This window comes from Pseudomonas sp. Q1 (assembly GCF_009935975.1).
Classification (GTDB): Bacteria; Pseudomonadota; Gammaproteobacteria; order Pseudomonadales; family Pseudomonadaceae; genus Aquipseudomonas; species Aquipseudomonas palleroniana.
Genome location: NZ_QODI01000005.1, coordinates 72870 through 96460, shown reverse-complemented (window position 1 = coordinate 96460; position 23591 = coordinate 72870). Strand labels below are relative to the sequence as shown.

Sequence of the window (23591 nt, the reverse complement as noted above, 5' to 3'; positions counted from 1 at the left end):
GCAGAGCTTTAATCCGGAGAGTGAACAATGGTCAACAGGTGGCGTGTGCTGGAAGCCGCACGAGAAATTCGCGCAGGCGCGGTGATTGCCTATCCGACCGAGGCGGTCTGGGGCCTGGGCTGCGACCCGTGGAACGAAGAAGCGGTGGACCGGTTGCTGGCGATCAAGAACCGCTCGGTGGATAAGGGCCTGATCCTGGTGGCGGACAATATTCGCCAGTTCGATTTTCTCTTTGAAGATTTCCCGGATACCTGGATCGAACGCATGGCCAGTACCTGGCCGGGGCCGAATACCTGGCTGGTGCCCCACCAGGGCTTGCTGCCTGAATGGGTGACCGGTGTGCATGACACGGTGGCGGTACGGGTGAGTGACCATCCGCTGGTGCGGGATTTGTGCTCGCTGGTGGGGCCGTTGATTTCCACATCGGCCAACCCTCAGGGGCGCCCGGCGGCGCGCACGCGGCTGCGTGTAGAGCAATATTTCCGTGGCCAACTGGACGTGGTGCTGGGTGGCGCCCTGGGTGGGCGCAAGAACCCGAGCCTGATTCGTGATTTGGCGACGGGTGAGGTGGTGCGGCCGTCCTGAGGCCGAGGTGTGACCATCGCGAGCAAGCCCGCTCCCACACTTGACCGCGTTCCTTCAGTTGGAATCCGATCAAAATGTGGGAGCGGGCTTGCTCGCGATAAGGCCCTCACAACCTCTACAGATCTATCGTCTTACGGCAACAGAATGGTCGACCCCGTCGTGCGACGTCCCGACAATTCCGTTTGCGCTTTCGCCGCCTCAGCCAGCGAATAGCGCTGGTTGATATCAATGCGGACCTTGCCGCTCTTGATCATCGAGAACAAATCATCGGCCATTGCCTGCAGGTTCTCCGGGTTGTTGGCATAGGTCGCCAGTGTCGGACGGGTCACATACAGCGAACCCTTGGCCGCCAGGATCCCCAGGTTCACCCCATCGACCGCGCCCGACGCGTTACCGAAGCTCACCACCAACCCACGCGGTGCCACGCTGTCCAGTGAGGTCAGCCAGGTATCCTTACCCACACCGTCGTATACCACCGGTACTTTCTTGCCGTCGGTCAATTCCAATACGCGCTGTGCGACGTTTTCCTTGCTGTAGTCGATGGTTTCCCAGGCGCCGAGGGATTTGGCCAGGGCGGCTTTTTCCGGCGAGCTCACGGTACCGATCAGCTTGACGCCCAGGGCTTTGGCCCATTGGCAGGCCAGGGAGCCCACGCCCCCGGCCGCGGCGTGGAACAGAATGGTTTCGCCGCCTTTGAGTTCATAGGTCTGGCGCAGCAGGTATTGCACGGTCAGGCCCTTGAGCATCGCACCGGCAGCCTGTTCAAAGCTGATCTCGTCCGGCAGGTGCACCAGGTTGGCCGCGGGCAACACATGCAGTTGGCTGTAGGCGCCCAATGGGCCGCTGCCATACGCCACACGGTCGCCGACCTTGAATTGAGAGACTTCACTGCCGACCGCGTCGACCACCCCGGCACCCTCGGCGCCCAGCCCCGACGGCAAGGCTGGCGGCGCATACAGGCCGCTGCGGAAATAGGTGTCGATGAAGTTCAGGCCGATGGCCTCATTACGCACGCGAACCTGTTGCGGGCCCGGCTCTGCGGGCGTGTAGTCGACATATTCAAGTACTTCGGGACCGCCATGGGCGCTGAACTGGATACGTTTGGCCATCTGCACTTCTCCTTGAGATCGAATCGCGTGGCCTGCTATCGGACTCCTAAGCTTGATCTTCGTCAACTGCGACGCACGTGGGTGCGGTGTTATCCTGTGCGCCCATTTGCCGCCGACGCCCGATGGCCTCGCGTAGCTTTGCCCGATTCAAGGTGATGCCATGACTACTCGCACTGAGGCTGTTAAAGCCTACCTGCTCGACCTGCAAGACCGCATTTGCAGCGCCCTGGAAACCTTCGAGACGGACACTCGCTTTATCGAAGACGCCTGGACCCGGCCTGCCGGCGGTGGCGGTCGCACCCGTGTGATTGCAGACGGTTCGGTCATTGAAAAAGGCGGCGTTAACTTTTCCCACGTGTTTGGCAGCGGCCTCCCACCCTCTGCCAGTGCCCATCGCCCTGAGCTGGCCGGGCGAGGCTTTGAGGCGTTGGGGGTGTCGCTGGTGATCCATCCGCACAACCCGCATGTGCCGACGTCCCACGCCAATGTGCGCTTTTTCATTGCCGAAAAAGACGGCGAAGAGCCGGTATGGTGGTTCGGTGGCGGCTTCGACCTCACGCCCTACTATGGAAACGAAGAAGACTGCATCCACTGGCATCGCGTGGCCGAGCAGGCCTGTGCGCCGTTCGGCCCGCAGGTGTACTCGCGCTACAAAGCCTGGTGCGACACCTATTTTCATATCAAGCATCGCAACGAACCGCGCGGTATCGGCGGGCTGTTCTTCGATGACTTGAACGAATGGGACTTCGACACCTGCTTCGCCTTCATCCGCGCTATCGGCGATGCCTACATCGATGCCTACCTGCCGATCGTACAGCGCCGCAAGGCCATGCCCTACACCGAGCAACAGCGCGAATTCCAGGAATTCCGTCGCGGCCGCTACGTGGAATTCAACCTCGTCTACGACCGTGGCACCTTGTTCGGCCTGCAGTCGGGTGGGCGTACCGAGTCGATCCTGATGTCGCTGCCGCCGCAAGTGCGCTGGAGCTATGACTGGAAAGCCGAAGCCGGCAGTGAAGAAGCGCGGCTCACCGACTACTTCCTGCAAGACCGCGACTGGCTTGGCCTGATTGCGCCCAAGGCGGCTGTCTGATGGATCGGTATGTCGTATTCGGTAACCCCATAGGCCACAGTAAATCGCCGTTGATCCACCGTATGTTTGCCGAGCAGACCGGCGAGCAACTGGATTACAACACCTTGCTCGCACCGCTGGAGGATTTCTCCGGCTGTGCCCGTGAGTTCTTTGTGCAAGGACGGGGTGCGAACGTCACTGTGCCGTTCAAGGAAGAAGCCTACCGTCTGGCCGATACCTTGACCGAGCGCGCCCAACGCGCCGGTGCGGTGAACACCTTGAGCAAGTTGGCCGACGGCAACCTGCTGGGCGACAACACCGACGGCGCGGGTTTGGTGCGCGACCTGACGGTAAACGCCGGGTTGACGCTCAAAGGCGCGCGCGTCCTGCTGCTGGGCGCCGGCGGTGCAGTCCGCGGGGCATTGGAGCCGTTGCTGGCGGAACAACCGGCCTCGTTGATCATCGCCAACCGTACGGTCGAAAAGGCCGAATTGCTCGCGGAGCTGTTCGACGATCTCGGCCCGGTATCCGCCAGCGGTTTCGACTGGCTGCGTGAGCCGGTAGACCTGATCATCAATGCCACGTCCGCCAGCCTGTCAGGCGATGTACCACCGATTGCCGGCAGCCTGATCGAACCCGGCAAGACCTTTTGCTACGACATGATGTACGCCAAGGAGCCGACCGCGTTCTGTCGCTGGGCCGCTGAACAAGGTGCAGCCGTGGCGATGGATGGCCTGGGCATGCTGGTGGAGCAGGCGGCGGAAGCGTTCTTCCTGTGGCGCGGTGTGCGCCCGGCTTCGGCACCGGTGCTGGCTGAACTACGCCGCCAACTCATCTAGCTCCAATCTGATGTGGGCACCGCTACTGTGGAAGGGGGCTTGCTCCCGATTGCAGTGTGTCAGCCAAGAATGACTTGGCTGAACCACCGCTATCGGGAGCAAGCCCCCTCCCACATGTTTAATTGCGTTCAGTCTTCGAACTGGAGGGGGCAGTTGTCGGCCCCTTCCAGTTTCTTCAACTCTTCCACCACCTGCGGCCGGGCCCGGCGCAAGGTCAAGCTGCGTCCCAAGCCCCGCAATCGCCGTGCCTCCTGGTGCAGCATCTCCACGCCGGAATAGTCGATAAAGTTGATCTGCTGCGCCTCGATGACCACCCGCTGGCCGTGCAGACTTTGCAGACGTACTTGCAGGTAATGGCTGGCGCCGAAGAAGATCGAGCCGCCTACCCGCAGGACATCTTCGTCGCCGTCACGCCACTGCTGGACGCGCGGTTGCGAGGTGCGCTTGAGGTAGAAAAACAGCGAGGCCAGCACCCCGGCATAAATCGCCGTTTGCAGCTCCAGCAGCAAGGTGGCGACGCAGGTCAGGCTCATCACCACAAACTCGGCCCGGCTCACCCGGAACAACGCACGAATGCCGCGATGGTCCACCAGGCCCCAGCAAATCAACAGAATGCTCGCGGCCATGCTCGGAATGGGGATGTGGGCGATCAATGCGGCGCCGAACAACGCGAACAGCGCCACCCACAGCGCGGAAAACACCCCCGCCAACGGCGAGCACGCGCCGGCTTCATAGCTGAGCCCGGAGCGGGTAAAGGAACCGGCTGACAAGTAGCCCGAGAAAAATCCGCCGACAATGTTGGATAAACCCTGCGCGCGGACTTCCTGGTTGGCGTCGAGCAATTGCTGTGAACGAGCCGACAAGGAGCGGGCTATCGACAGGCTGGTCACCAGCCCCAGCATGCCCACCGCCACGGCACTGGGCAGCAGGCGCAGCAGCAGATCGAGGTCCATCGGCAGTGGGCTGAATGGCGGCAGTTTGCCGACAAACGAACTGACCCGCGCCACATGCCCGAACATCGCCGGCCACAGCCAGACGGCCAGGCTGCCAAGGGCTAAGGCGATCAACAGCGTTGGCCAGCGTGGCACCCAGTATTTGAGCAACGCGCCCACCAACAAGGTGCCCAGCCCCAGGGCCAGTGACGCCTGGTCCCACTCGCCGCCATGGTCGATCAGTGCCAGCAGGCTATTGATTGCCGTGGCCTGGCTCGGCAAATCCAGGCCCAGCAGATTGGGCAACTGGCCCAGGGCAATCACCACGGCGGCACCCAGGGTGAAACCCAGTACCACCGAATGAGAGACGAAATTCACCAGTGCGCCGAAGCGCAGCATGCCCAGCAGCCACTGGAAAACGCCGGCCAGGAATGTCAGCAGCAGGATCAAGGTGATGTAGTCCTGCGATCCGGGTATCGCCAAGGGGCTGATGCTGGCGTACAGCACGATGGAAATCGCTGCCGTAGGGCCGCAGATCAGGTGCCAGGAGGAGCCCCAGAGACAGGCGATCAGTACCGGGATGATTGCCGCGTACAGGCCATATTCGGGCGGGAGACCGGCGATCAGTGCGTAGGCAATCGACTGTGGCAGGGCGAGGATTGCGCCGCTGAGGCCAACGACTGCATCTCGCCCCACGCTGGCGCGGGTTTGGCGCGGGAGCCAGGCGAGAAAGGGAAAAAGTGTGTGGCGGTTGGGCCGGGGCATGAAAGGCTCGGTCTGTAGGTTTGGCGCAGAATATCAGCAGGCACCGATCCCTGTGGGAGGGAGCAAGTCGAATCGTCGCACCGCCCCTCCCACACTTGGATCGCGTCGGATGTCAGAGCCTGGCTTTGACAGCCGGCAGGGCCTCCTGGCCATCCGTGGTCTTCACCCCGTCGAGCCACTTGTCCAACACCGCTGGATTCGCCTTGATCCACGCCTTCGCCGCATCGGCATTGCTGACCTTGTTGTTGGCGACCTCGGCCATGATGCTGTTCTCCATCTCCTGGGTGAAACTCAGGTTGGTCAGCAGCTTCCCGACATTCGGGCACGCCTGTGCGTAACCCTTGCGGGTCAAGGTATACACGCTGCCAGTGTCACCAAAATACTTCTCGCCGCCCTTGAGGTAGTGCATTTTCAATTGCACGTTCATCGGGTGCGGCGTCCAGCCGAGGAAGGTGACGAATTTCTGTTTTTTGACCGAGCGTGACACCTCGGCGAGCATCGCCTGTTCGCTGGACTCGATCAGCTTCCATTGGCCCAGATCAAAGTCGTTCTTCTTGATGATCTCCTGCAACGAGATATTCGCCGGCGCGCCGGAGCCGATGCCGTAGATCTTCTTGTCGAACTTGTCGGCAAACTTGTTCAGGTCGTTGAAGTCATGCACGCCGGCGTCCCACACGTAGTCCGGTACCGCGAGGGTGAACTCGGTGCCGTCGAGGTTTTTCGCCAGTTGCACCACATCGCCATTGGCCACGAATTTGTCATAGAAGCCCTGTTGTGCCGGCATCCAGTTGCCCAGGAACACATCCACCTGGCCATCCTTGAGCCCGCCAAACGTGATCGGCACCGCCAGGGTGTCGACCTTGGGTTTGTAGCCCATGCCTGTCAGTAGAAAACCGGTGATGGCATTGGTGGCGGCGATATCGCTCCAGCCGGGATCAGCCATTTTCACCGTTTCACAACTGGCGTCTGCGTATACATTGGCGCTGGCGAGCGCCAGGATACCCAGTACTACCGTTAGCTTTTGCATGGCCTTCCCTCTGTGTCTTTATTGGTTTTGGCAGGGTTGTGGATAACGTGCCTTGCGCTCCAGGTCGTCGAGGTCGATATGGTTGCGCATGTATTGCTGACTGGCGTCTACCAGTGGCTGGTGATCCCAGCTCTTCAGCTTGCCCTGGGTCAGGGCTTCAAACACCAGACGACGGCGGCGTTGGCTGGCGAGTACCTGTTGGTGGATCGCCGGGATGTCCCATTTGGCGCGCGCCTCGCTCAAGAACGTCTCGAACCGTGAGCGGTGCTCCGGCGACTGGCTGAGGTTCTCCCGCTCGTGCGGGTCGTTGTGCACATCGAACAGCAGACAAGGGTCGTCTTCGCTGTAGATGAATTTGTAGGCGCCACGGCGGATCATCATCAGCGGGCTGATGGTGCCTTCGGCCATGTATTCGCCGAACACTTCGTCGTGCCCGCCCTGCCCTTGCAAATGCGGCACCAGCGAGCGGCCGTCCAGCGGCAGGCGTGGGTCCAGCTCGCCGCCGGCCAGCTCCACCAGGGTCGGCAGCAGGTCGGCGGTGGACACGGCGTGGGCCACGCGGCCGGCGGCGAATTGCCCCGGTGCCCAGACCAGCAACGGTACGCGGGCGGCCATTTCAAACCAATGCATTTTGTACCAGAGGCCGCGCTCGCCGAGCATGTCGCCGTGGTCGCCGGAGAAGATGATGATCGTATCCTCGGCCAGGCCGGTGTCTTCCAGGGTCTGCAAGAGCTTGCCGACATTGCTGTCGATATAGCTGCAAGCACCGAAATAAGCACGCCGCGCATCGCGGATCTTATCCACAGGCAGCGGCTTGTCCCACAGGTCATAGACTTTGAGCAGGCGTTGGGAGTGCGGGTCGAGATCGGCCTGGGGCGGGGTCGTCGGCAAAGGGATTTGGCTATCGTCGTACAGCTCCCAGAACGGCTTGGGAATGGTGTACGGGTCGTGCGGGTGAGTCATCGATACCGTCAGGCAGAACGGCTGATCGCCGTCCTCACGGATATGGTCGTACAGATATTGCTGGGCTTTGAACACCACCTCTTCGTCGAAGTCGAGCTGGTTGGTGCGCACACACGGACCGGCTTGCAGTACCGAGGACATGTTGTGGTACCAGCTGGGGCGCACGTCCGGCTCATCCCAGTTCACCGCCCAGCCGTAGTCGGCGGGGTAGATGTCGCTGGTCAAGCGCTCTTCGTAGCCATGCAACTGGTCGGGGCCACAGAAATGCATCTTGCCCGACAGCGCGGTGCGGTAGCCGAGGCGGCGCAGGTAGTGGGCATACGTCGGTACATCGGCGGGGAAATCCGCCGCATTGTCGTAGGCGCCGATCTTGCTCGGCAATTGGCCGCTGACCAAGGTGAAGCGCGACGGTGCACACAGCGGGCTGTTGCAATAGGCGGCGTCGAACACCACACCCTGTGCGGCAAGGCGGCTCAGGTTCGGCAGCTTGATCGGGGACGGTGCGTAGAACGGCAACAGTGGCGCGGCCATTTGATCGGCCATGATGAAAAGAATGTTCTTGCGCTTCATGGGGCTTCGGCATTCCATAGGCGGTGTTTATGCGAATGAGCATGCAGCCCATGAAAAATTGGGTAAAGCCCATGAAATACAATGTCTAGGATAAGTACAGCTAATGTATGAAGCCCTCGGTGATCTATCCCTCGACCTGTTGCGCGTGTTCGAAGCGGCGGCGCGACATCGCAGCTTCACGGCGGCCGCCATGGAGTTGGGCACCACTCAACCGGCCATCAGCCAGCAGATCAAGCGGCTCGAAGAACAGCTGTCGATTCGCCTGTTTGATCGCATCTACCGTGGCATCGAATTGACCGACGCGGGTGCCCTGCTGTTCGAGCATGCCCAGGGTGGCTTGCAGGCCATCAACCAAGGTCTGAGCGCGATCACCCAGCAGGGCCAGCATGAAGTGCTGCAAGTGGCCACCGACTTCGCATTCGCCGCTTACTGGCTGATGCCGCGCCTGCACCGCTTCCACCAGGCCAACCCGCAGGTCGATGTCAGCCTGGTCACCAGCGAACGTAACCACGCCACCTTGCGCAGTGATATCGATGTGGCGGTGTTGTTCGGCGACGGGCGTTTCAAGCAGGGCGACAGCTTGTGGCTGTTCAACGAAGAAGTGTTCCCGGTGTGTAGCCCGCAGTGGCTCAAGGAGCAGACCACAGCGCTGACCCTGGCGAATTTGCAGGATTTTCCCCTGCTGCACCTGCGTCAGGAGAACAACAGCCAGTGGTTCGACTGGAGCGGTGTGTTTCGCGAGTTAGGGATCACCACGGCACCCACGCCCGGCCAGTTGCGTTTCGACAACTACACACTGCTGATCCAGGCGGCCATTGCCGGTCAGGGTGTAGCCATCGGCTGGCGCCACTTGGTGGATAACCTATTGCAGCAGAACTGGCTGTGCCGGCCGATCAGCGACACGGTGATCTCGCGTTTCGGTTATTACGTCGTGCAGCCCCAGCGCAAACGCCGGGGGCAGTTGATCGAGCGCTTTGTCGATTGGCTGCTGACGGAGCAGGCCAGCAGCGCGCAGTCCCTGACCGGGCTGGCCCTGCCGTCGATTGCGGTCTAGGATCGGCGCACAGTGGACGCGGATTTCATCATGCAACGTATCAAGGGCTATCACGCCCATATCTACTTCGACGCCAGTACGATCGAGCAGGCGCGCACCTTGTGCGAAGACGCGGCCAAGCTGTTCCCGTTACGCATGGGTCGAGTGCACGAACGGCCGGTGGGCCCGCACCCGGACTGGAGCTGCCAATTGGCTTTCGAGCCGGAGTACATCGGTGTGGTGCTGCCGTGGTTGGCCTTGCACCGCGAGGGTCTGGTGGTGTTCCTGCACCCCGAAACCGGCGATGACCTGAAGGATCACACCGACTATGCGATCTGGATGGGGGCGATGCGCGAACTGGACTTGTCGGCTTTTTAACTTCCCCTATCAGATAACGTCTTGTTCCACTCCCCGCAAAAAGCGCAAACGGAGTAGGATTTATCTCGTCTTGTCTCACTATATGGGATTGATATTTATATATTGAGATGTGCGCAAGCATAGGTTTATATTCGCCCATCAGCTTTTTTCATCACCACTCATTCAGGTGAAGCGATGCAGGCGCAATTGATCGCGCTCGATTGGGGCACCAGTTCCCTTCGTGCTTATAAACTCGGCCCCGCAGGCGTGGTGCTGGAGCAGCGCTCGCTGGCGTGGGGCATCATGCATTTGCCCAGCGAGCCCCGGGATATCGCGGGTGTGTACTGCCGTGATGGTTTTGAATTGGCATTCGATGCGGCGTGTGGTGACTGGCTCGATGCCCGGCCCGACCTGCCCGTGATCGCTTGCGGCATGGTCGGCAGCGCCCAGGGCTGGAGCGAGGCGGCCTATCGCAATACGCCAGTGGACGTTGCCAGCCTCGGCAATGCTCTGCATCGGGTACGCAGCTTGCGTGGAATCGACGTGCATATCGTCCCCGGCGTGATTGAGCAGGTCGGTCTGCCCAATGTGATGCGTGGCGAAGAAACCCAGGTACTGGGCGTGCTGCAGGGTCTAGGCGCCGATGTTTTGATCGGCCTGCCCGGCAGCCATTCCAAATGGGTCGAGGTGGTCGAGGGGCGTATCACCCACTTCGACACCTTCATGACCGGCGAGCTGTTCGCGGTGTTGAGCAAACACAGCCTGCTTGGGCGTACCCAGCAAATATCCGAATACTTCCAGGCCGACGCTTTTGATCGGGGCGTGCAGGTGGCGCTCTCCAAAGATGGCCAACGCGGTGTGCTGTCGACGTTGTTCAGTGCGCGCACGCTCGGGCTGACCGGCGAATTGTCGCCTGAACAACAGCCTGACTACCTGTCCGGCTTGCTCATCGGTCATGAACTGGCCGGCCTGCCGGTCGGCGCCAAACACCAACCCATCATCCTGGTCGGCGCCGCCGCCCTCTGCGCCTGCTACCAACGCGCCCTCGCCCTGTGCGGCTTCGATCACGTCAGCCTGGCGCAGGAAGCCACCGAGCGTGGCCTGTGGCAACTGGCGGTGGCCGCCGGGCTCACTCAACCTGCATTGGAGACCTGACATGCTCAAGCAAGCGCTCGCCCGCAACGGTTTGATCGCAATCCTGCGTGGCGTACGACCGGACGAAGCCCTGGCGATCGGCCAGGTGCTGTACCAGGCGGGGTTTCGTGTCATCGAAGTGCCGCTGAATTCGCCCGACCCCTACACCAGCATCCGCACGCTGCGCGATGGCCTGCCTGCCGATTGCCTGATCGGCGCGGGCACGGTGTTGACCCCGGAGCAGGTCGAGCAAGTGAAAGCCGCCGGTGGCCAGGTCATCGTGATGCCCCACAGCGATGCCAAGGTCTTGCGCGCAGCGAAAGCGACGGGCCTGTTCCTGTCGCCCGGTGTGGCCACGCCGACCGAAGCATTTGCCGCCCTGGCCGAAGGCGCCGACGTGTTGAAGCTGTTCCCGGCCGAGCAAATGGGCCCGTCGGTGATCAAGGCGTGGCTGGCGGTCTTGCCGACGGGCACGTTGCTGCTGCCGGTGGGCGGCATTACCCCGGACAACATGCAGGTGTTCATCGATGCCGGCGCCAAAGGGTTCGGCCTGGGTTCCGGGTTGTTCAAGCCGGGTATGACGGTGGATCAGGTCGCGAGCCGCGCCCAGGCGTATGTCGCCGCCTGGAACAGCCTGAGCTGACTCCAAGTTCCGCGCCCACGGGCGCTGCATCTATAAGAGAGATAACAGATGAAAATCACCAAACTGACGACCTACATCGTTCCGCCGCGCTGGTGCTTCCTCAAGGTCGAAACCGACCAAGGCGTGACCGGCTGGGGCGAGCCTGTGGTTGAAGGCCGCGCCCATACCGTGGCGGCGGCCGTCGAAGAACTGTCCGACTACCTGATCGGAAAAGACCCGCGCAATATCGAAGACATCTGGACCGTGCTCTATCGCGGCGGTTTCTACCGTGGCGGCGCGGTGCACATGAGTGCGCTGGCCGGTATCGACCAGGCGTTGTGGGACATCAAGGGCAAGGCCCTCGGCGTGTCCGTCAGCGACCTGCTCGGTGGCCAGGTGCGCGACAAGATCCGCGTGTATTCATGGATCGGCGGCGACCGCCCGGCCGATACCGCCCGTGCCGCGAAAGAGGCGGTGGCGCGTGGCTTTACCGCAGTGAAAATGAACGGCACCGAGGAGTTGCAGTTCGTCGACAGCTTCGAAAAAGTCGACCTGGCCTTGGCCAACGTTGCTGCTGTGCGGGATGCGGTCGGCCCTAACGTGGGCATTGGCGTCGACTTCCATGGCCGCGTGCACAAGCCCATGGCCAAGGTGCTGATGAAGGAACTCGACCCGTACAAACTGATGTTTATCGAAGAGCCGGTGCTCAGTGAAAACTACGAAGCGCTCAAGGAACTGGCACCGCTGACCAGCACCCCGATCGCGCTGGGCGAGCGCCTGTTCTCGCGCTGGGACTTCAAGCGTGTGCTCAGCGAAGGCTATGTCGACATCATCCAGCCGGATGCGTCCCACGCCGGAGGCATCACCGAAACCCGCAAGATCGCCAACATGGCCGAAGCCTACGACGTGGCCCTTGCCCTGCACTGCCCGCTGGGCCCGATTGCCCTGGCGGCGTGCCTGCAACTGGACGCTGCGTGCTACAACGCGTTTATCCAGGAGCAAAGCCTGGGCATTCACTACAACGAGAGCAATGACCTGCTCGACTACGTGCGCGACCCGGGCGTGTTCGACTATGACCAGGGCTTCGTGAAGATCCCCAACGGGCCAGGCCTGGGTATCGAGATCAACGAGGAATATGTGGTCGAACGCGCGGCTATCGGCCATCGCTGGCGCAATCCGATCTGGCGCCATGCCGACGGCAGCTTTGCCGAGTGGTGACTTCCAGCTAAATGTGGGTGGGGGCTTGCTCCCGATGGCGGTGAGTCAGTCAGCACATCTGAATCTGATGCGCCGCCATCGGGAGCAAGCCCCCTCCCACAGTTGATTCGGTTTCTTCAGGCCGTCAGGCCAGACCTCAACAAACATAAAAAGAGGCACCCCATGCACCCTGAATCCTTTACTGGACAGGCTTCTTTAGTCACGCCCAGCAGAAAGCGTTTCTTCATCATGCTGTTGTTGTTCATCACCGTGGTGATCAACTACCTCGACCGCAGCAACCTGTCGATTGCCGCCCCGGCGCTGACCAGTGAGCTGGGTATCGACCCGGTGCATGTCGGGCTGATCTTCTCCGCCTTCGGCTGGACCTACGCCGCCATGCAGATTCCCGGCGGTTGGCTGGTGGACCGGGTGCCGCCGCGAATTCTGTATACGGCTGCGTTGCTGTTGTGGTCCATCGCCACTGTCATGCTGGGCTTTGCCGCAAGCTTCATCGCGCTGTTCGTGCTGCGCATGGCGGTGGGTGCGCTGGAAGCGCCGGCTTATCCGATCAACAGCCGTGTGGTCACGACCTGGTTTCCCGAGCGTGAGCGGGCGACCGCCATTGGCGTCTACACCTCCGGGCAATTTGTCGGGCTGGCGTTTCTCACGCCGATACTGGCCTGGCTGCAACACGCCTTCGGCTGGCACATGGTGTTTGTCGTCACGGGGGGCGTGGGCATTCTCTGGGCGGTGATCTGGTATGCGGTGTACCGCGAGCCGAAGGATTTCAAAGGCGCCAATGCGGCTGAAATCGCGTTGATCCGTGAGGGCGGCGGCCTGGTGGACATGCAGGCGAAAACCGTCAAGGCGCCGTTCAGTTGGGCCGACCTGGGCATCGTGCTGAGCAAGCGCAAACTCTGGGGGATCTACCTGGGGCAGTTCTGCCTGAACTCGACGCTGTGGTTCTTCCTGACCTGGTTCCCGACCTACCTGGTGAAATATCGCGGCATGGACTTCATCAAGTCCGGTCTGCTGGCGTCGTTGCCCTTCCTCGCGGCCTTCGTCGGCGTACTGTGCTCCGGGATTTTTTCCGACTGGCTGATTCGCCGGGGCGCGTCAGTGGGTTTTGCGCGCAAGTTGCCGATCATTGGCGGGCTGTTGATTTCCACGGCGATCATCGGGGCCAACTATGTCGACTCCACCGCGTGGGTCATCGCCTTCCTGGCGGTGGCGTTCTTCGGCAATGGCCTGGCGTCGATCACCTGGTCGCTGGTCTCGACCCTGGCACCGGCGCGCCTGCTGGGCTTGACCGGCGGGGTGTTCAACTTCATCGGCAACCTGTCGGCGATCGCCACGCCGATCGTGATTGGCTTCCTGGCCAGTGGTGACTCATTTGCGCCGGCGATTACCTACATTGCGGTGCTGGCATTGCTTGGGGCGCTTTCTTATGTGTTGCTGGTGGGTAAGGTTGAGCGGATCGAGTTGTAGGACAGGGCGACCTTGAGGTCGCCCTTTGCGGTGGAATGAGTTACGGCACCGACATCTCGTTACGAAATACATTCAGCGGGTCCCAGCGCTGTTTGGTGCGTCGCAGGCGGCTTTCAATAATGAGGTCGGGAAAGAAAATCTTGTACCACTGGGGGTTCCTGGCATGGGTCGGATCACCGCCAAGGTGCGTCATGTCGAGGTCGGGGTAGTTGATGTAGCAACCTTCGAACTCGGCATTCACCGGCACCCCCTGATCATTGGCGAAAGCCTTGAAAAACAGCCCCTGGATCCAGCGTGCGTGTGCCTGGTCCGAAGCCTGGCCGGCATCGCGCCAATAACATTGCGGTTGCCACTTCAAGTAGGAAGAGCGCTGTGCTGCTGAGGTTTCCCGGCGTACTGCCGGGTCCGGTTGATTGATGCGACCACCAAAGGACTGGATCTGGATCAGGCTTTGGGTCAAGTGGTTATCGGGGTCATCCAGCGTCAGCGTGTCCCAGATAGCCTGCAGTACCTGAGGGGTGAATACGCCCTTTTGGTAGGCTGACTTGTAGCGCCCCCGCTGGTTATCCCCCGAACCATTCAAGGTTTGCTGGCATGCCAGCCAATCCAGGCGCTGCGCGACTGCCCGGGCGGCTGCCAGTGAGTTGATGACACGCCCGGTAGCGCCGCCCCGAGGCAGATGGGTCACATGAAAGGGAACCAGGGATTCGGTTGCAGGCAAGCCAATGGCAGCCAGCATTTTGCTGACAAAATCGTCGAAGGGAGCGCGGTCGTTCAGCTCCCCATTTTTGTCCACATAGTGAATGCCCAAGGTCACATTGCCGGTGTGCCGGTGGCGCATCTCGAGTTTGGTCGCCAGGCCCCAGGTGTCGGTGTTGCCTTGATTGTTGGTGAACCAGGATTGGTAGGCCGTCAACAGGCTGTCGAGTGCGGCTTTGGTCAGCACCGACCAATCCCATTCCAGTACCAGCCACAGCACCTCTTTGGGGGCGTCCGGCAATGCCTTGAAGTAATAGCTGGTGATGATGCCGAATTGCCCGCCCCCCGCCCCACAGCAGGCGGCGAACAGGCTGAGCTCGTCGGGGTCGGTGCTGTCGCGGGATACATGCACCGGCACCAGCCCGCTGCCGAGGGAATTGGCGACCAGCATGTCGACGCCGTGCAGCCAGTCGCACACCAGGCCATTCTTGCGCGACAACAAGCCGTAACCGCCTCCGCAAATATGCCCGCCCAGCCCGACCGAGTAACACGAGCCGCCAGGCAAGGTCTTGTTGGCCAGCTTGTAGAGCGCGACGTAGACGTCCCAGTTCTGGCTACCGGCGTCCAGGCGAACGCTGTAGCGCTCAGGCTGGGTCGGTATTAACGCGGAACCGATTTGGCCGTTGGCATCGTAGATCACTTGGTTCATCGGGCTGATGTCCAGAATAGACAGCATTTCATCGGGGCTGTCAGGCATCTTGTTGGCGACGAAACCTTCGTAGCAATGGCCGCCGCTGCGCACGGTGATGCGCCCGTTGGGTTGGGCCAGGGCTTGAGCAGCGGCGTCGATGATGCCTTGCGGGCTATGGCAGATGTAGATGCGGTCGGCCCCATTGGGCGAGGACTGGCCCTGAACGTTGCCCAACGGCCAGCGCAGGTTGAAACCTTTCTGCAGCGTGGAATGGCGGCGGTCTGAAGCGGTGATGAGATCAAATGCCATGATGTACTCCTGGGAGCCAAGACTGACTTCTGATGCGGCTAACTTAACGACCAGGAGGGCAAGTAATACATGGCTTGCGAGGCGGTTAGACGGCAATAGGCATGAAGTGCGTTGAGGGGGTAACGGAATGTCACCCTCTCAAGCCTAGCTGAAGAACTCAGGCCAGCGGGTCGTCGACGATGCCCGTGCCCCATCGCGATCAGCACCCCCTCGGCTGCGAAACTGAGTCCTGCACGAATAAAAAAGGGATTTCGAACGCGGTTCGAAATCCCTTGGTCTTGTCACCTGAGGTACTGATCCGCTGGTTTGATCCATGCGTATCCTACCGCCACAGAGTCTTTACTGACGGGCGTTACGCACACCTTCCGACAGCGCCGCGCACAGGCTCAAAACGCCATCGATTGCTTGCTGATCATTCTTGGCCGTGGCGATGTGATCGATCAGGGCCGAACCCACTACCACACCGTCCGCCAGGCGTGCGATGGCCGCTGCCTGTTCCGGCGTGCGGATACCGAAGCCGATGCTGATCGGCAGTTCGGTATGCCGACGCAGGCGGGTCACGGCCTCTTCGACGTGCTCCAGGGTGGCGGCACCGGCGCCGGTCACGCCGGCCACCGATACGTAATACACGAAACCGGAGCTGCCATTGAGTACGGTTGGCAGGCGCGCATCATCGGTGGTGGGTGTGGTCAGGCGGATAAAGTCGATACCAGCAGCCTGGGCCGGGTCGCACAGCTCAGCGTTATGCTCAGGCGGCATGTCGACCACGATGAGGCCATCAACCCCGGCTGCCTTGGCGTCGGCGATGAACTGCGGCACACCGTACTTGTGGATCGGGTTGAAGTAGCCCATCAACACCAGCGGCGTATCGTGATTGTCTTTGCGGAATTCACGAACCATCTGCAGGGTTTTCGCCAGGTTCTGCTTGGCGGTCAGGGCGCGGATGTTGGCCAGCTGAATAGCCGGGCCGTCGGCCATCGGGTCGGTGAAGGGCATGCCCAGCTCGATCACGTCGGCACCGGCGGCAGGCAAGCCTTTGAGGATCGCCAGCGAAGTGTCATAGCCCGGGTCACCGGCGGTGACGAAAGTGACCAGGGCGGCGCGGTTCTGTTCTTTCAGTTGCGCGAAGCGGCTTTGCAGGCGGCTCATCAGTGTTTCTCCTGCTTGGACTGCTCTTGTTGAGAGTGTTCCATGTGGAACATCACGGTTTGCATGTCTTTATCGCCACGGCCTGAAAGGTTGACCACCATCAAGTGATCCTTCGGCAGGGTCGGCGCGCGTTTGAACACTTCAGCCAAGGCGTGGGCGCTTTCCAGGGCAGGAATAATCCCTTCCAGGCGGCAGCACTTGTGGAACGCATCCAAGGCTTCATCGTCGGTGACCGAGGTGTATTGCACGCGGCCGATATCGTGCAACCACGCGTGTTCAGGGCCGATACCGGGGTAGTCGAGGCCGGCGGAAATCGAGTGGGCGTCGATGATCTGACCGTCGTCGTCCTGCAGCAGGAAGGTACGGTTGCCGTGCAGCACGCCCGGTACGCCGCCGTTGAGGCTGGCGGCATGCTTGCCGGTTTCGATGCCGTGCCCGGCCGCTTCAACGCCGATGATTTGCACGCTCTTGTCGTCCAGGAACGGATGGAACAGGCCCATGGCATTGGAGCCACCGCCGATGCACGCCACCAGGCTGTCCGGCAGACGGCCTTCCTGGGCTTGCAACTGGTCGCGGGTTTCCTTGCCGATCACGGCCTGGAAATCGCGCACCATCGCGGGGTAAGGGTGTGGGCCGGCCACGGTGCCGATCAGGTAGAAGGTGCTGTCGACGTTGGTCACCCAGTCACGCAGGGCTTCGTTCATCGCGTCCTTGAGGGTGCCGGTGCCGGCGACCACCGGGATCACTTCGGCACCCAACAGCTTCATGCGGAACACGTTGGCCTGCTGGCGCTCGATGTCGGTGGTGCCCATGTAGATCACGCATTGCAGGCCGAAACGCGCGGCCACGGTGGCAGTGGCCACGCCGTGCATGCCTGCGCCGGTCTCGGCAATGATGCGTTTTTTGCCCATGCGTCGTGCCAGCAGGATCTGGCCGATGCAGTTGTTGATCTTGTGCGCGCCGGTGTGGTTCAGCTCTTCGCGCTTGAGGTAGATCTTGGCGCCGCCGCAGAACTCGGTCAGGCGCTCGGCGAAATACAGCGGGCTTGGACGCCCGACGTAGTCGCGTTGGAAGTAGGCCAGTTCTTCATTGAACGCCGGATCGATCTTGGCCGCTTCGTATTCACGGGCCACGTCGAGGATCAGCGGCATCAGGGTTTCAGCGACATAACGGCCGCCGAACGCGCCGAACAGGCCGTTGGCGTCTGGGCCGTTGCGGAGATCGGTCTGGGACTGAGTCATGGGACGCTCCAGGAAAAAATGGGTGTAGAAACAATGAGGGCCACTCTACCCCCTCACACGCTACGCTGAAAACCGATAAGATCGCCGCAACCTGTCAGGAAAACTCACAGATGAGCCGAGACCTCCCGCCCCTTAACGCCCTGCGTGCTTTTGAAGCCACAGCTCGCCTCAACAGCGTCAGCCTGGCTGCCGAGCAGCTGCATGTCACGCATGGCGCGGTCAGCCGCCAGCTGAAAGTGCTGGAGGAACACTTGGGTACCAGCCTTTTCAGCAAGGAAGGCCGGGGCCTTAAACTCACAGATGCGGGCATCCGGCTGCGAGATGCCAGTGCCGAGGCCTTCGAGCGCTTGCGGGATGTGTGCGCGCAGCTCACTCAAAGCAGCGCGGATGCACCCTTTGTACTCGGTTTGTCGGGGAGTTTGCTGGCGCGCTGGTTTATCCCGCGTCTGGGCCGTTTGAATGCCGACCTGCCGGATTTGCGTCTGCATCTGTCGGCGGGTGAAGGCGACCTTGACCCGCGCCGGCCAGGCTTGGATGCGCTGCTGGTCTTCGCCGAACCGCCGTGGCCGGCGGATATGCAAGTGTACGAGTTGGCCAGCGAGCGTATCGGGCCGGTCATGAGCCCGCGTTTCGCCGGTTTCGAACAATTGCGGGAGGCTGCGCCAAAAGCCTTGTGCGGCCAGGCGCTGTTGCACACCACTTCACGCCCGCAAGCCTGGCCCAGTTGGGCGCGGCACCACGGCATCGATCCCGGCGCTTTGAAACACGGCCAGGGTTTCGAGCATTTGTATTATTTGCTGGAGGCGGCGGTAGCCGGGCTTGGGGTGGCGATTGCGCCACAGCCACTGGTGGCAGAGGACCTGCGTGCGGGGCGCCTGGTGGCGCCGTGGGGGTTCAGTGAAACCCCGGCGCACTTGGCGTTGTGGCTACCCAAGCGCGCCGCGGACGGGCGCGCTCGGCAGCTGGCGCAGTGGCTCAAGGCTGAGCTGTTGCGCGAGCCGGGATAGCCGGTTAATCAGTCGCCGCGTTTGCACAGCAGGTAAGCGGCCAGCAGGCCCAGCGCGCCAACGGCGACGCCGGCGGTGGTCCATGGATGTTCTTGTGCGTAGTCGCGGGTAGCAACACCGGTTTCACGCAGTTTTACTTTGCTTTCTTCGTAGGCGTCGCTGATCAGGTGACGAGAGTGCTTGAGGGCATTCTCGGCATTGCTTTTCAGGGCCTTCAGGGTTTTGCGTGACTCATCGGATGCATCATCCTTGAGGCTCTCAAGGGATTTGAGCAGGCTGGAAATCTCCGCTTCCATGCTTTCCAGCGAGGCTTTGCGTAGAGAAGTGTTGGCCATTTGGACTCTCCTGAAGTGATTGAGTGACGTGTGTAGATACCGACTGCGGCGGTTTGAGAAAGTGCAGTAAATCTGAACTTTTACCTACGAGCAGTCGCCAGAAGCATTACCAACATTGACTGCTACGCTGACTAAAGCCCTCAGGAGAAACGCCATGTCTGATCATCACACCTACAAGAAAGTCGAACTGGTCGGCTCCTCGACCACCAGCATCGAAGACGCCATCAACAACGCCCTGGCCGAGGCCAACAAGAGCATCAAGCATCTGGAATGGTTTGAAGTGACTGAAACCCGTGGTCACATCAAGGACGGCAAGGCCGCGCACTTCCAGGTCACGCTCAAGGTGGGGTTCCGAATTGCCAGTAGTTGATCTCGCCGGTTGAACTTGCTGACTGGCCGATTGCCATAACCTGCGCTACAACCTTAGGGTGCCGATGCAACGTGCGTCGGCACGCTCTTTTCGATCAGCGCAAGGAAAGTAACGGATGAAGAAGTTTCTGTTAGCGGTAAGTTTGTTGAGCATTGCCGGCACAGCAATGGCAGCTGGCAAGCCTTGTGAAGAGCTGAAAAGCGAACTCGCGGCCAAGCTCGATGCGAAAGGCGTTCAGCATTACTCGCTGGATGTGGTCGCTAAAGGCGCTGCCGCCGATGGCAAAGTGATCGGCAGCTGCGAAGCCGGCACCAAGGAAATTGTCTACAAGCGCGGTTGATTCCGTGTTCCAGACATAAAAAACCGACGCGAGTGCGTCGGTTTTTTTTCGCCTGGGCTTCAGCCTTTCATCAACTGCGCCAATAACTCGTAGGAATGAATGCGATCAGCGTGTTCGTACAGGTCGCACGTAAAGATCAGCTCATCGGCGCCGGTCTGCTCGATCAACACTTCCAGTTTGGCGCGGATTTTCGCCGGGCTGCCCACCATCGCCAGGCCGAGGAAGCTGCCAACCGCGTCCTTCTCATGCGGCAGCCACAGGCCATCCATGGTTTTCACCGGTGGGCGCTGCACCAGGCTCTGCCCGCGCATCAGTGCGAGGATGCGCTGGTACACCGAGGTGGCCAGGTAATCGGCCTGTTCGTCGGTATCGGCCGCTACCAACGGAATGCCGAGCATCACGTAGGGCTTATCCAACACGGCTGAAGGCTTGAAGTGATTGCGGTAGACGCGAATAGCCTCATGCATCAGGCGCGGTGCGAAGTGCGAGGCGAAGGCGTAGGGCAATCCGCGCTCTCCCGCCAGCTGCGCGCTGAACAGGCTCGAGCCGAGCAGCCACACCGGTACGTTGGTGCCCGTGCCCGGCACGGCGATCACCCGTTGGTCAGGCGTGCGTGGGCCGAGGTAGGCCATCAGTTCGGCCACGTCTTCCGGGAAGTCGTCAGCGCTGCCGGAACGCTCCCGACGCAGGGCGCGGGCGGTCATCTGGTCGGAACCGGGGGCGCGGCCCAGGCCCAGGTCGATACGGCCGGGGTAGAGGCTTTCCAGGGTACCGAACTGCTCGGCGATCACCAGCGGCGCGTGGTTGGGCAGCATCACGCCGCCGGAACCGACACGGATGGTCGAGGTGCCACCGGCCAAGTAGCCCAACAGCACTGAGGTGGCCGAGCTGGCGATGCCATCCATGTTGTGGTGCTCAGCCACCCAGAAACGGTTGTAGCCGAATTTTTCTACGTGCTGGGCCAGGTCCAGGGAATTGCGCAATGACTGGGCCGGACTGCCATTGGCCCGTACAGGTACGAGGTCGAGGGTCGAGAACTTCACGTCGGACAGCGATTTCATAAGCCAGCTTCTCCATTGGGTGCGCAGGCTTAAATAGATGAACCAAAACCTGCCGCTTCTGTGCATGTTCATGCAATGAGGGCATATACCCGAGATTCAATAGGTGATCATAAATTTCCTACTGGCGCACTAGGTTTTTCCGACAAAGTGAACTTTGCAAAAGCTTCTATCCTCAGAACCCTACTGACGCAAAACCACCGTTCGAGGAGATAGCTATGAGTATCAAGAAAAAAGCATCGGCTCATTGGGAAGGCGATCTGAAGACAGGCCTGGGGTCCATTTCGACCGAAACCGGCGTGTTGCGCGAAGCGCCCTACGGCTTCAAGGCACGTTTCGAGGGCGGCAAAGGCACCAACCCTGAAGAGTTGATTGGCGCTGCCCATGCCGGCTGTTTCTCCATGGCGTTCTCCATGATTCTTGGTGATGCAGGTCTCAAGGCTGACAGCATCGACACCCAGGCGGAGGTCACCCTGGACCAAGTGGACGGTGGTTTTGCGATTACCGCCGTGCATTTGATTTTGAAAGCCAAGATCCCGGGCGCGAGCCAGGCGCAGTTCGATGAGCTGAGCAAAAAGGCCAAGGAAGGTTGCCCGGTATCCAAGGTGCTGAATGCGAAAATCAGCCTGGATGCCACGCTCATCAACTGATTCAGCCACATCCAATGTGGAAGGGGCCAAGCCGCAACGCCCCTTCCACACTTTGTTCTGCGTTAAATCAGAACTCGTGTTTCCCGGACGCGGTCGTATAGGCTATGCAGCCTCGAGCGCACACCCGTGCGCAGGCATTCAGGGAGCTTCACACATGAAACGTTTTGCCTTGGCGATCATTTGCGGTGCGTTGGCTACTTCGGTTGTGGCCGCGCCAAAAGATTGTGAAGAGCTCAGGAAAGAGATCGAGGTGAAGATCCAGGCCAAGGCGATTCCGTCCTACACCTTGGAAATCATCACCGCCGAAGAAGCCAAGAATCATGACAGCGCCATGATTGTCGGTTCCTGTGAAAACGGCACCAAGCGCATCATCTACCAAAAGAACAACGACTGATCACAGGCAGTTGACGCTGCGCTCTTCAGCCAGCAATTGGCGGGCGGCGTTATACAAACGGATATTCGGCGTGTAGGCCAATGAGCGCCCCTCCAGGCGATAGCGTTGGCCAGCCTCGAAATGATCGTACTGCAGGGTAATGAAGCAGGTACGGTCAGTCATCTGCCCAAGGCCACCGAAGCTACCGCCCGTGGGCACCTCAAAATCAAATCGCACCATCAGCTCATGGCTGCCGGGTGGCACCTGGAAGAAGCGTCCGTCGTTGAGGTTTTTGCCGTCCAGGCGCTGGGCCATGACCAGTTTGGCGCCCGGCGTCGGCGTGGCGAAATCAATCCAGGCTTGGTGTGGGTCGACCGGGGGAATCGGGGTTGAGGCGCAAGCGCTGAGAAACAAGGCAGTGGTGCAAAACAATAGCTGGCGCATGGCGGGCACTCAGGCGGTGGGAAAGATGCAAGCAGGCTCGCTACCAGTATAAACATGCCATGCCATGGAAAAATGCCGCGCAGGCAGGCTAGTCTGGCGGGCAATTTACCCAGGAGTCATTGGGGCATGGTCAGGCGTTTTCTTCCAGGGTTGCTGGTTGTGCTGCTCAGCGGCTGTTCCAGTGTGAGTTATTACAGCCAATTGGCCAGCGGCCAGTGGCAACTATTGCGGGCCAGGGAGCCGGTTTCCGAGGTCATCGCAGATCCGTCTCGCCCACAGGAATTGCGCGATCACCTCAAGCAAGCGCAGAAGGCGCGGGCCTTTGCCAGCGAACACTTGCACCTGCCTGACAACCGGAGTTACCGGCTGTATGCCGACATTGGTCGGCCTTATGTAGTCTGGAACGTCTTCGCCACGCCGGAATTTTCTCTCTCGCCCGAGACCCACTGCTTCCCCATCGCCGGCTGCGTGGCTTATCGCGGTTACTACAACCAAAGCGCGGCGCGAGGTGAAGCGGCGTTGTTGCGCCAGCGTGGCATGGATGTGTCGATTGGCGGCGTAGAAGCCTATTCGACCCTGGGTTGGTTCGATGACCCGATCATGAGCTCCATGATGAACTGGGGTGATGAGCGCTTGGCGACGCTGATCTTCCATGAGCTGGCGCACCAGCGCTTTTATGTGAAGGACGATACTGAGTTCAATGAGTCCTACGCCAACTTCGTGGAGCAGGAAGGCACCCGTCAATGGCGCGCGGCACGCGGTCTGGCGCCGTTGGGTGATGCGGCGTTGTTGCAACGTGATCAATTTATCCGGCTGATCCTCGACACCCGCAAACGCCTGGAAAAACTCTACGCCCAGCCATTGGCCGCGGACGTGATGCGCCAGGCCAAGGCGGCGGAATTCGAGCGTTTGCGCAGTGAGTACCGGCGGATGCGCGACAGCCAGTGGGGTGGCGATAAGCGGTATGACGGGTGGATCAACCAGCCGATGAACAACGCGCGGCTATTGCCGTTCGGGCTGTATGACCAGTGGGTGCCTGCGTTTGCCGCGTTGTTCAGGCAGCAAGGTGGGGATTGGGTGAAGTTCTTTGCGGCGGTGGAAAAGCTGGGTGGGCTGCCGGTGGCGCAACGCAAGGCTGCGTTGAAGCAGTTGGAAGGTGCTGGCCTCTAGGGTCCTATCGGGAGCAAGTCGAATCGTCGCACCGCCCCTCCCACAATTGCCCGGCGTCCACG

The 23591-nt window shown here is 60.8% G+C and carries 25 protein-coding genes; 15 read left to right on the top strand and 10 right to left on the bottom strand.

Annotation, left to right across the window (positions count from 1 at the left end):
* Positions 1-27 precede the first annotated feature (27 nt).
* Positions 28-585, top strand: coding sequence for an L-threonylcarbamoyladenylate synthase (locus tag DK870_RS09580; RefSeq protein WP_060756546.1), 558 nt, complete (start codon positions 28-30; stop codon positions 583-585).
* 131 nt (positions 586-716) lie between these two features.
* Here DK870_RS09580 and DK870_RS09575 read toward each other — a convergent pair whose 3' ends face one another.
* Positions 717-1694, bottom strand: a complete 978-nt coding sequence (locus DK870_RS09575; protein WP_060756545.1) for a quinone oxidoreductase — start codon at positions 1692-1694, stop codon at positions 717-719.
* A 160-nt stretch (positions 1695-1854) separates the two neighbouring features.
* Here DK870_RS09575 and hemF point away from each other — a divergent pair, with 160 nt between their 5' ends.
* Both hemF and aroE read left to right on the top strand, forming a co-directional pair.
* Positions 1855-2787 (top strand): oxygen-dependent coproporphyrinogen oxidase, encoded by a 933-nt coding sequence (gene hemF, locus DK870_RS09570; RefSeq protein ID WP_060756544.1) that lies wholly within the window; start codon positions 1855-1857, stop codon positions 2785-2787.
* Complete coding sequence (gene aroE / locus DK870_RS09565) at positions 2787-3605, top strand: shikimate dehydrogenase (protein ID WP_161548519.1); 819 nt, start codon at positions 2787-2789, stop codon at positions 3603-3605. Before hemF ends, aroE begins: the two co-directional genes overlap by 1 nt.
* 128 nt (positions 3606-3733) lie before the next feature.
* On the opposite strand, the gene DK870_RS09560 is transcribed toward aroE, so the two are convergent.
* The 3 genes from DK870_RS09560 to betC all read right to left on the bottom strand — a co-directional run bounded on the left by DK870_RS09560 (position 3734) and on the right by betC (position 7862).
* Positions 3734-5302 (bottom strand): SulP family inorganic anion transporter, encoded by a 1569-nt coding sequence (locus tag DK870_RS09560; protein WP_161548518.1) that lies wholly within the window; start codon positions 5300-5302, stop codon positions 3734-3736.
* A 112-nt stretch (positions 5303-5414) separates the two neighbouring features.
* Positions 5415-6329, bottom strand: a complete 915-nt coding sequence (gene choX / locus DK870_RS09555; protein WP_060756541.1) for a choline ABC transporter substrate-binding protein — start codon at positions 6327-6329, stop codon at positions 5415-5417.
* A gap of 18 nt (positions 6330-6347) precedes the next feature.
* Entirely contained in the window at positions 6348-7862 is a 1515-nt protein-coding gene (gene betC, locus DK870_RS09550; RefSeq protein ID WP_161548517.1) for a choline-sulfatase, read from the bottom strand.
* 103 nt (positions 7863-7965) lie between these two features.
* Here betC and DK870_RS09545 point away from each other — a divergent pair, with 103 nt between their 5' ends.
* From DK870_RS09545 to DK870_RS09520, 6 genes are all read left to right on the top strand, one after another.
* Positions 7966-8916, top strand: a complete 951-nt coding sequence (locus DK870_RS09545; RefSeq protein WP_161548516.1) for a LysR family transcriptional regulator — start codon at positions 7966-7968, stop codon at positions 8914-8916.
* A gap of 30 nt (positions 8917-8946) precedes the next feature.
* Positions 8947-9273: a DOPA 4,5-dioxygenase family protein gene (locus DK870_RS09540; RefSeq protein WP_060756682.1), complete on the top strand. Its 327-nt coding sequence runs from the start codon at positions 8947-8949 to the stop codon at positions 9271-9273.
* A gap of 174 nt (positions 9274-9447) precedes the next feature.
* A complete protein-coding gene (locus tag DK870_RS09535) occupies positions 9448-10407 on the top strand; it encodes a 2-dehydro-3-deoxygalactonokinase (protein ID WP_161548515.1) in 960 nt (319 codons plus the stop codon).
* 1 nt (position 10408) lies between these two features.
* Entirely contained in the window at positions 10409-11029 is a 621-nt protein-coding gene (locus tag DK870_RS09530; protein ID WP_161548514.1) for a 2-dehydro-3-deoxy-6-phosphogalactonate aldolase, read from the top strand.
* Between the two features lie 48 nt (positions 11030-11077).
* On the top strand, positions 11078-12226 hold the full coding sequence (gene dgoD / locus DK870_RS09525) for a galactonate dehydratase (protein WP_161548513.1): 1149 nt from the start codon (positions 11078-11080) through the stop codon (positions 12224-12226).
* A gap of 162 nt (positions 12227-12388) precedes the next feature.
* Positions 12389-13693: an MFS transporter gene (locus DK870_RS09520; RefSeq protein ID WP_161548512.1), complete on the top strand. Its 1305-nt coding sequence runs from the start codon at positions 12389-12391 to the stop codon at positions 13691-13693.
* A 40-nt stretch (positions 13694-13733) separates the two neighbouring features.
* Here DK870_RS09520 and DK870_RS09515 read toward each other — a convergent pair whose 3' ends face one another.
* From DK870_RS09515 to trpB, 3 genes are all read right to left on the bottom strand, one after another.
* Positions 13734-15392, bottom strand: coding sequence for a BBE domain-containing protein (locus DK870_RS09515; RefSeq protein WP_161548511.1), 1659 nt, complete (start codon positions 15390-15392; stop codon positions 13734-13736).
* 339 nt (positions 15393-15731) lie between these two features.
* Positions 15732-16541 (bottom strand): tryptophan synthase subunit alpha, encoded by an 810-nt coding sequence (gene trpA, locus DK870_RS09510; protein ID WP_161548510.1) that lies wholly within the window; start codon positions 16539-16541, stop codon positions 15732-15734.
* On the bottom strand, positions 16541-17782 hold the full coding sequence (trpB, locus tag DK870_RS09505; RefSeq protein ID WP_161548509.1) for a tryptophan synthase subunit beta: 1242 nt from the start codon (positions 17780-17782) through the stop codon (positions 16541-16543). Before trpB ends, trpA begins: the two co-directional genes overlap by 1 nt.
* 110 nt (positions 17783-17892) lie before the next feature.
* Here trpB and DK870_RS09500 point away from each other — a divergent pair, with 110 nt between their 5' ends.
* A complete protein-coding gene (locus DK870_RS09500; protein WP_104995097.1) occupies positions 17893-18789 on the top strand; it encodes a LysR family transcriptional regulator in 897 nt (298 codons plus the stop codon).
* A gap of 8 nt (positions 18790-18797) precedes the next feature.
* On the opposite strand, the gene DK870_RS09495 is transcribed toward DK870_RS09500, so the two are convergent.
* Positions 18798-19124, bottom strand: a complete 327-nt coding sequence (locus DK870_RS09495) for a YqjD family protein (protein ID WP_003233664.1) — start codon at positions 19122-19124, stop codon at positions 18798-18800.
* 154 nt (positions 19125-19278) lie between these two features.
* On the opposite strand from DK870_RS09495, the gene DK870_RS09490 reads away from it, so the two are divergent.
* The gene (locus DK870_RS09490; RefSeq protein ID WP_005783406.1) at positions 19279-19494 is read left to right on the top strand and encodes a dodecin; all 216 of its coding nucleotides are present in this window, start codon (positions 19279-19281) and stop codon (positions 19492-19494) included.
* A gap of 115 nt (positions 19495-19609) precedes the next feature.
* Complete coding sequence (locus DK870_RS09485; RefSeq protein WP_060756530.1) at positions 19610-19834, top strand: DUF1161 domain-containing protein; 225 nt, start codon at positions 19610-19612, stop codon at positions 19832-19834.
* Positions 19835-19893: 59 nt separating this feature from the next.
* Here DK870_RS09485 and DK870_RS09480 read toward each other — a convergent pair whose 3' ends face one another.
* The gene (locus DK870_RS09480) at positions 19894-20895 is read right to left on the bottom strand and encodes an LLM class flavin-dependent oxidoreductase (protein ID WP_021491416.1); all 1002 of its coding nucleotides are present in this window, start codon (positions 20893-20895) and stop codon (positions 19894-19896) included.
* A gap of 215 nt (positions 20896-21110) precedes the next feature.
* On the opposite strand from DK870_RS09480, the gene DK870_RS09475 reads away from it, so the two are divergent.
* Positions 21111-21542: an OsmC family protein gene (locus DK870_RS09475; protein WP_161548508.1), complete on the top strand. Its 432-nt coding sequence runs from the start codon at positions 21111-21113 to the stop codon at positions 21540-21542.
* 154 nt (positions 21543-21696) lie between these two features.
* On the top strand, positions 21697-21936 hold the full coding sequence (locus tag DK870_RS09470; protein WP_060756527.1) for a DUF1161 domain-containing protein: 240 nt from the start codon (positions 21697-21699) through the stop codon (positions 21934-21936).
* Here DK870_RS09470 and DK870_RS09465 read toward each other — a convergent pair whose 3' ends face one another.
* On the bottom strand, positions 21937-22359 hold the full coding sequence (locus DK870_RS09465; RefSeq protein WP_060756526.1) for a hypothetical protein: 423 nt from the start codon (positions 22357-22359) through the stop codon (positions 21937-21939).
* Positions 22360-22485: 126 nt separating this feature from the next.
* Between DK870_RS09465 and DK870_RS09460 the strand changes: the two genes are divergently transcribed.
* Positions 22486-23529, top strand: a complete 1044-nt coding sequence (locus tag DK870_RS09460) for an aminopeptidase (protein WP_161548507.1) — start codon at positions 22486-22488, stop codon at positions 23527-23529.
* The last annotated feature ends 62 nt before the right edge of the window (positions 23530-23591 follow it).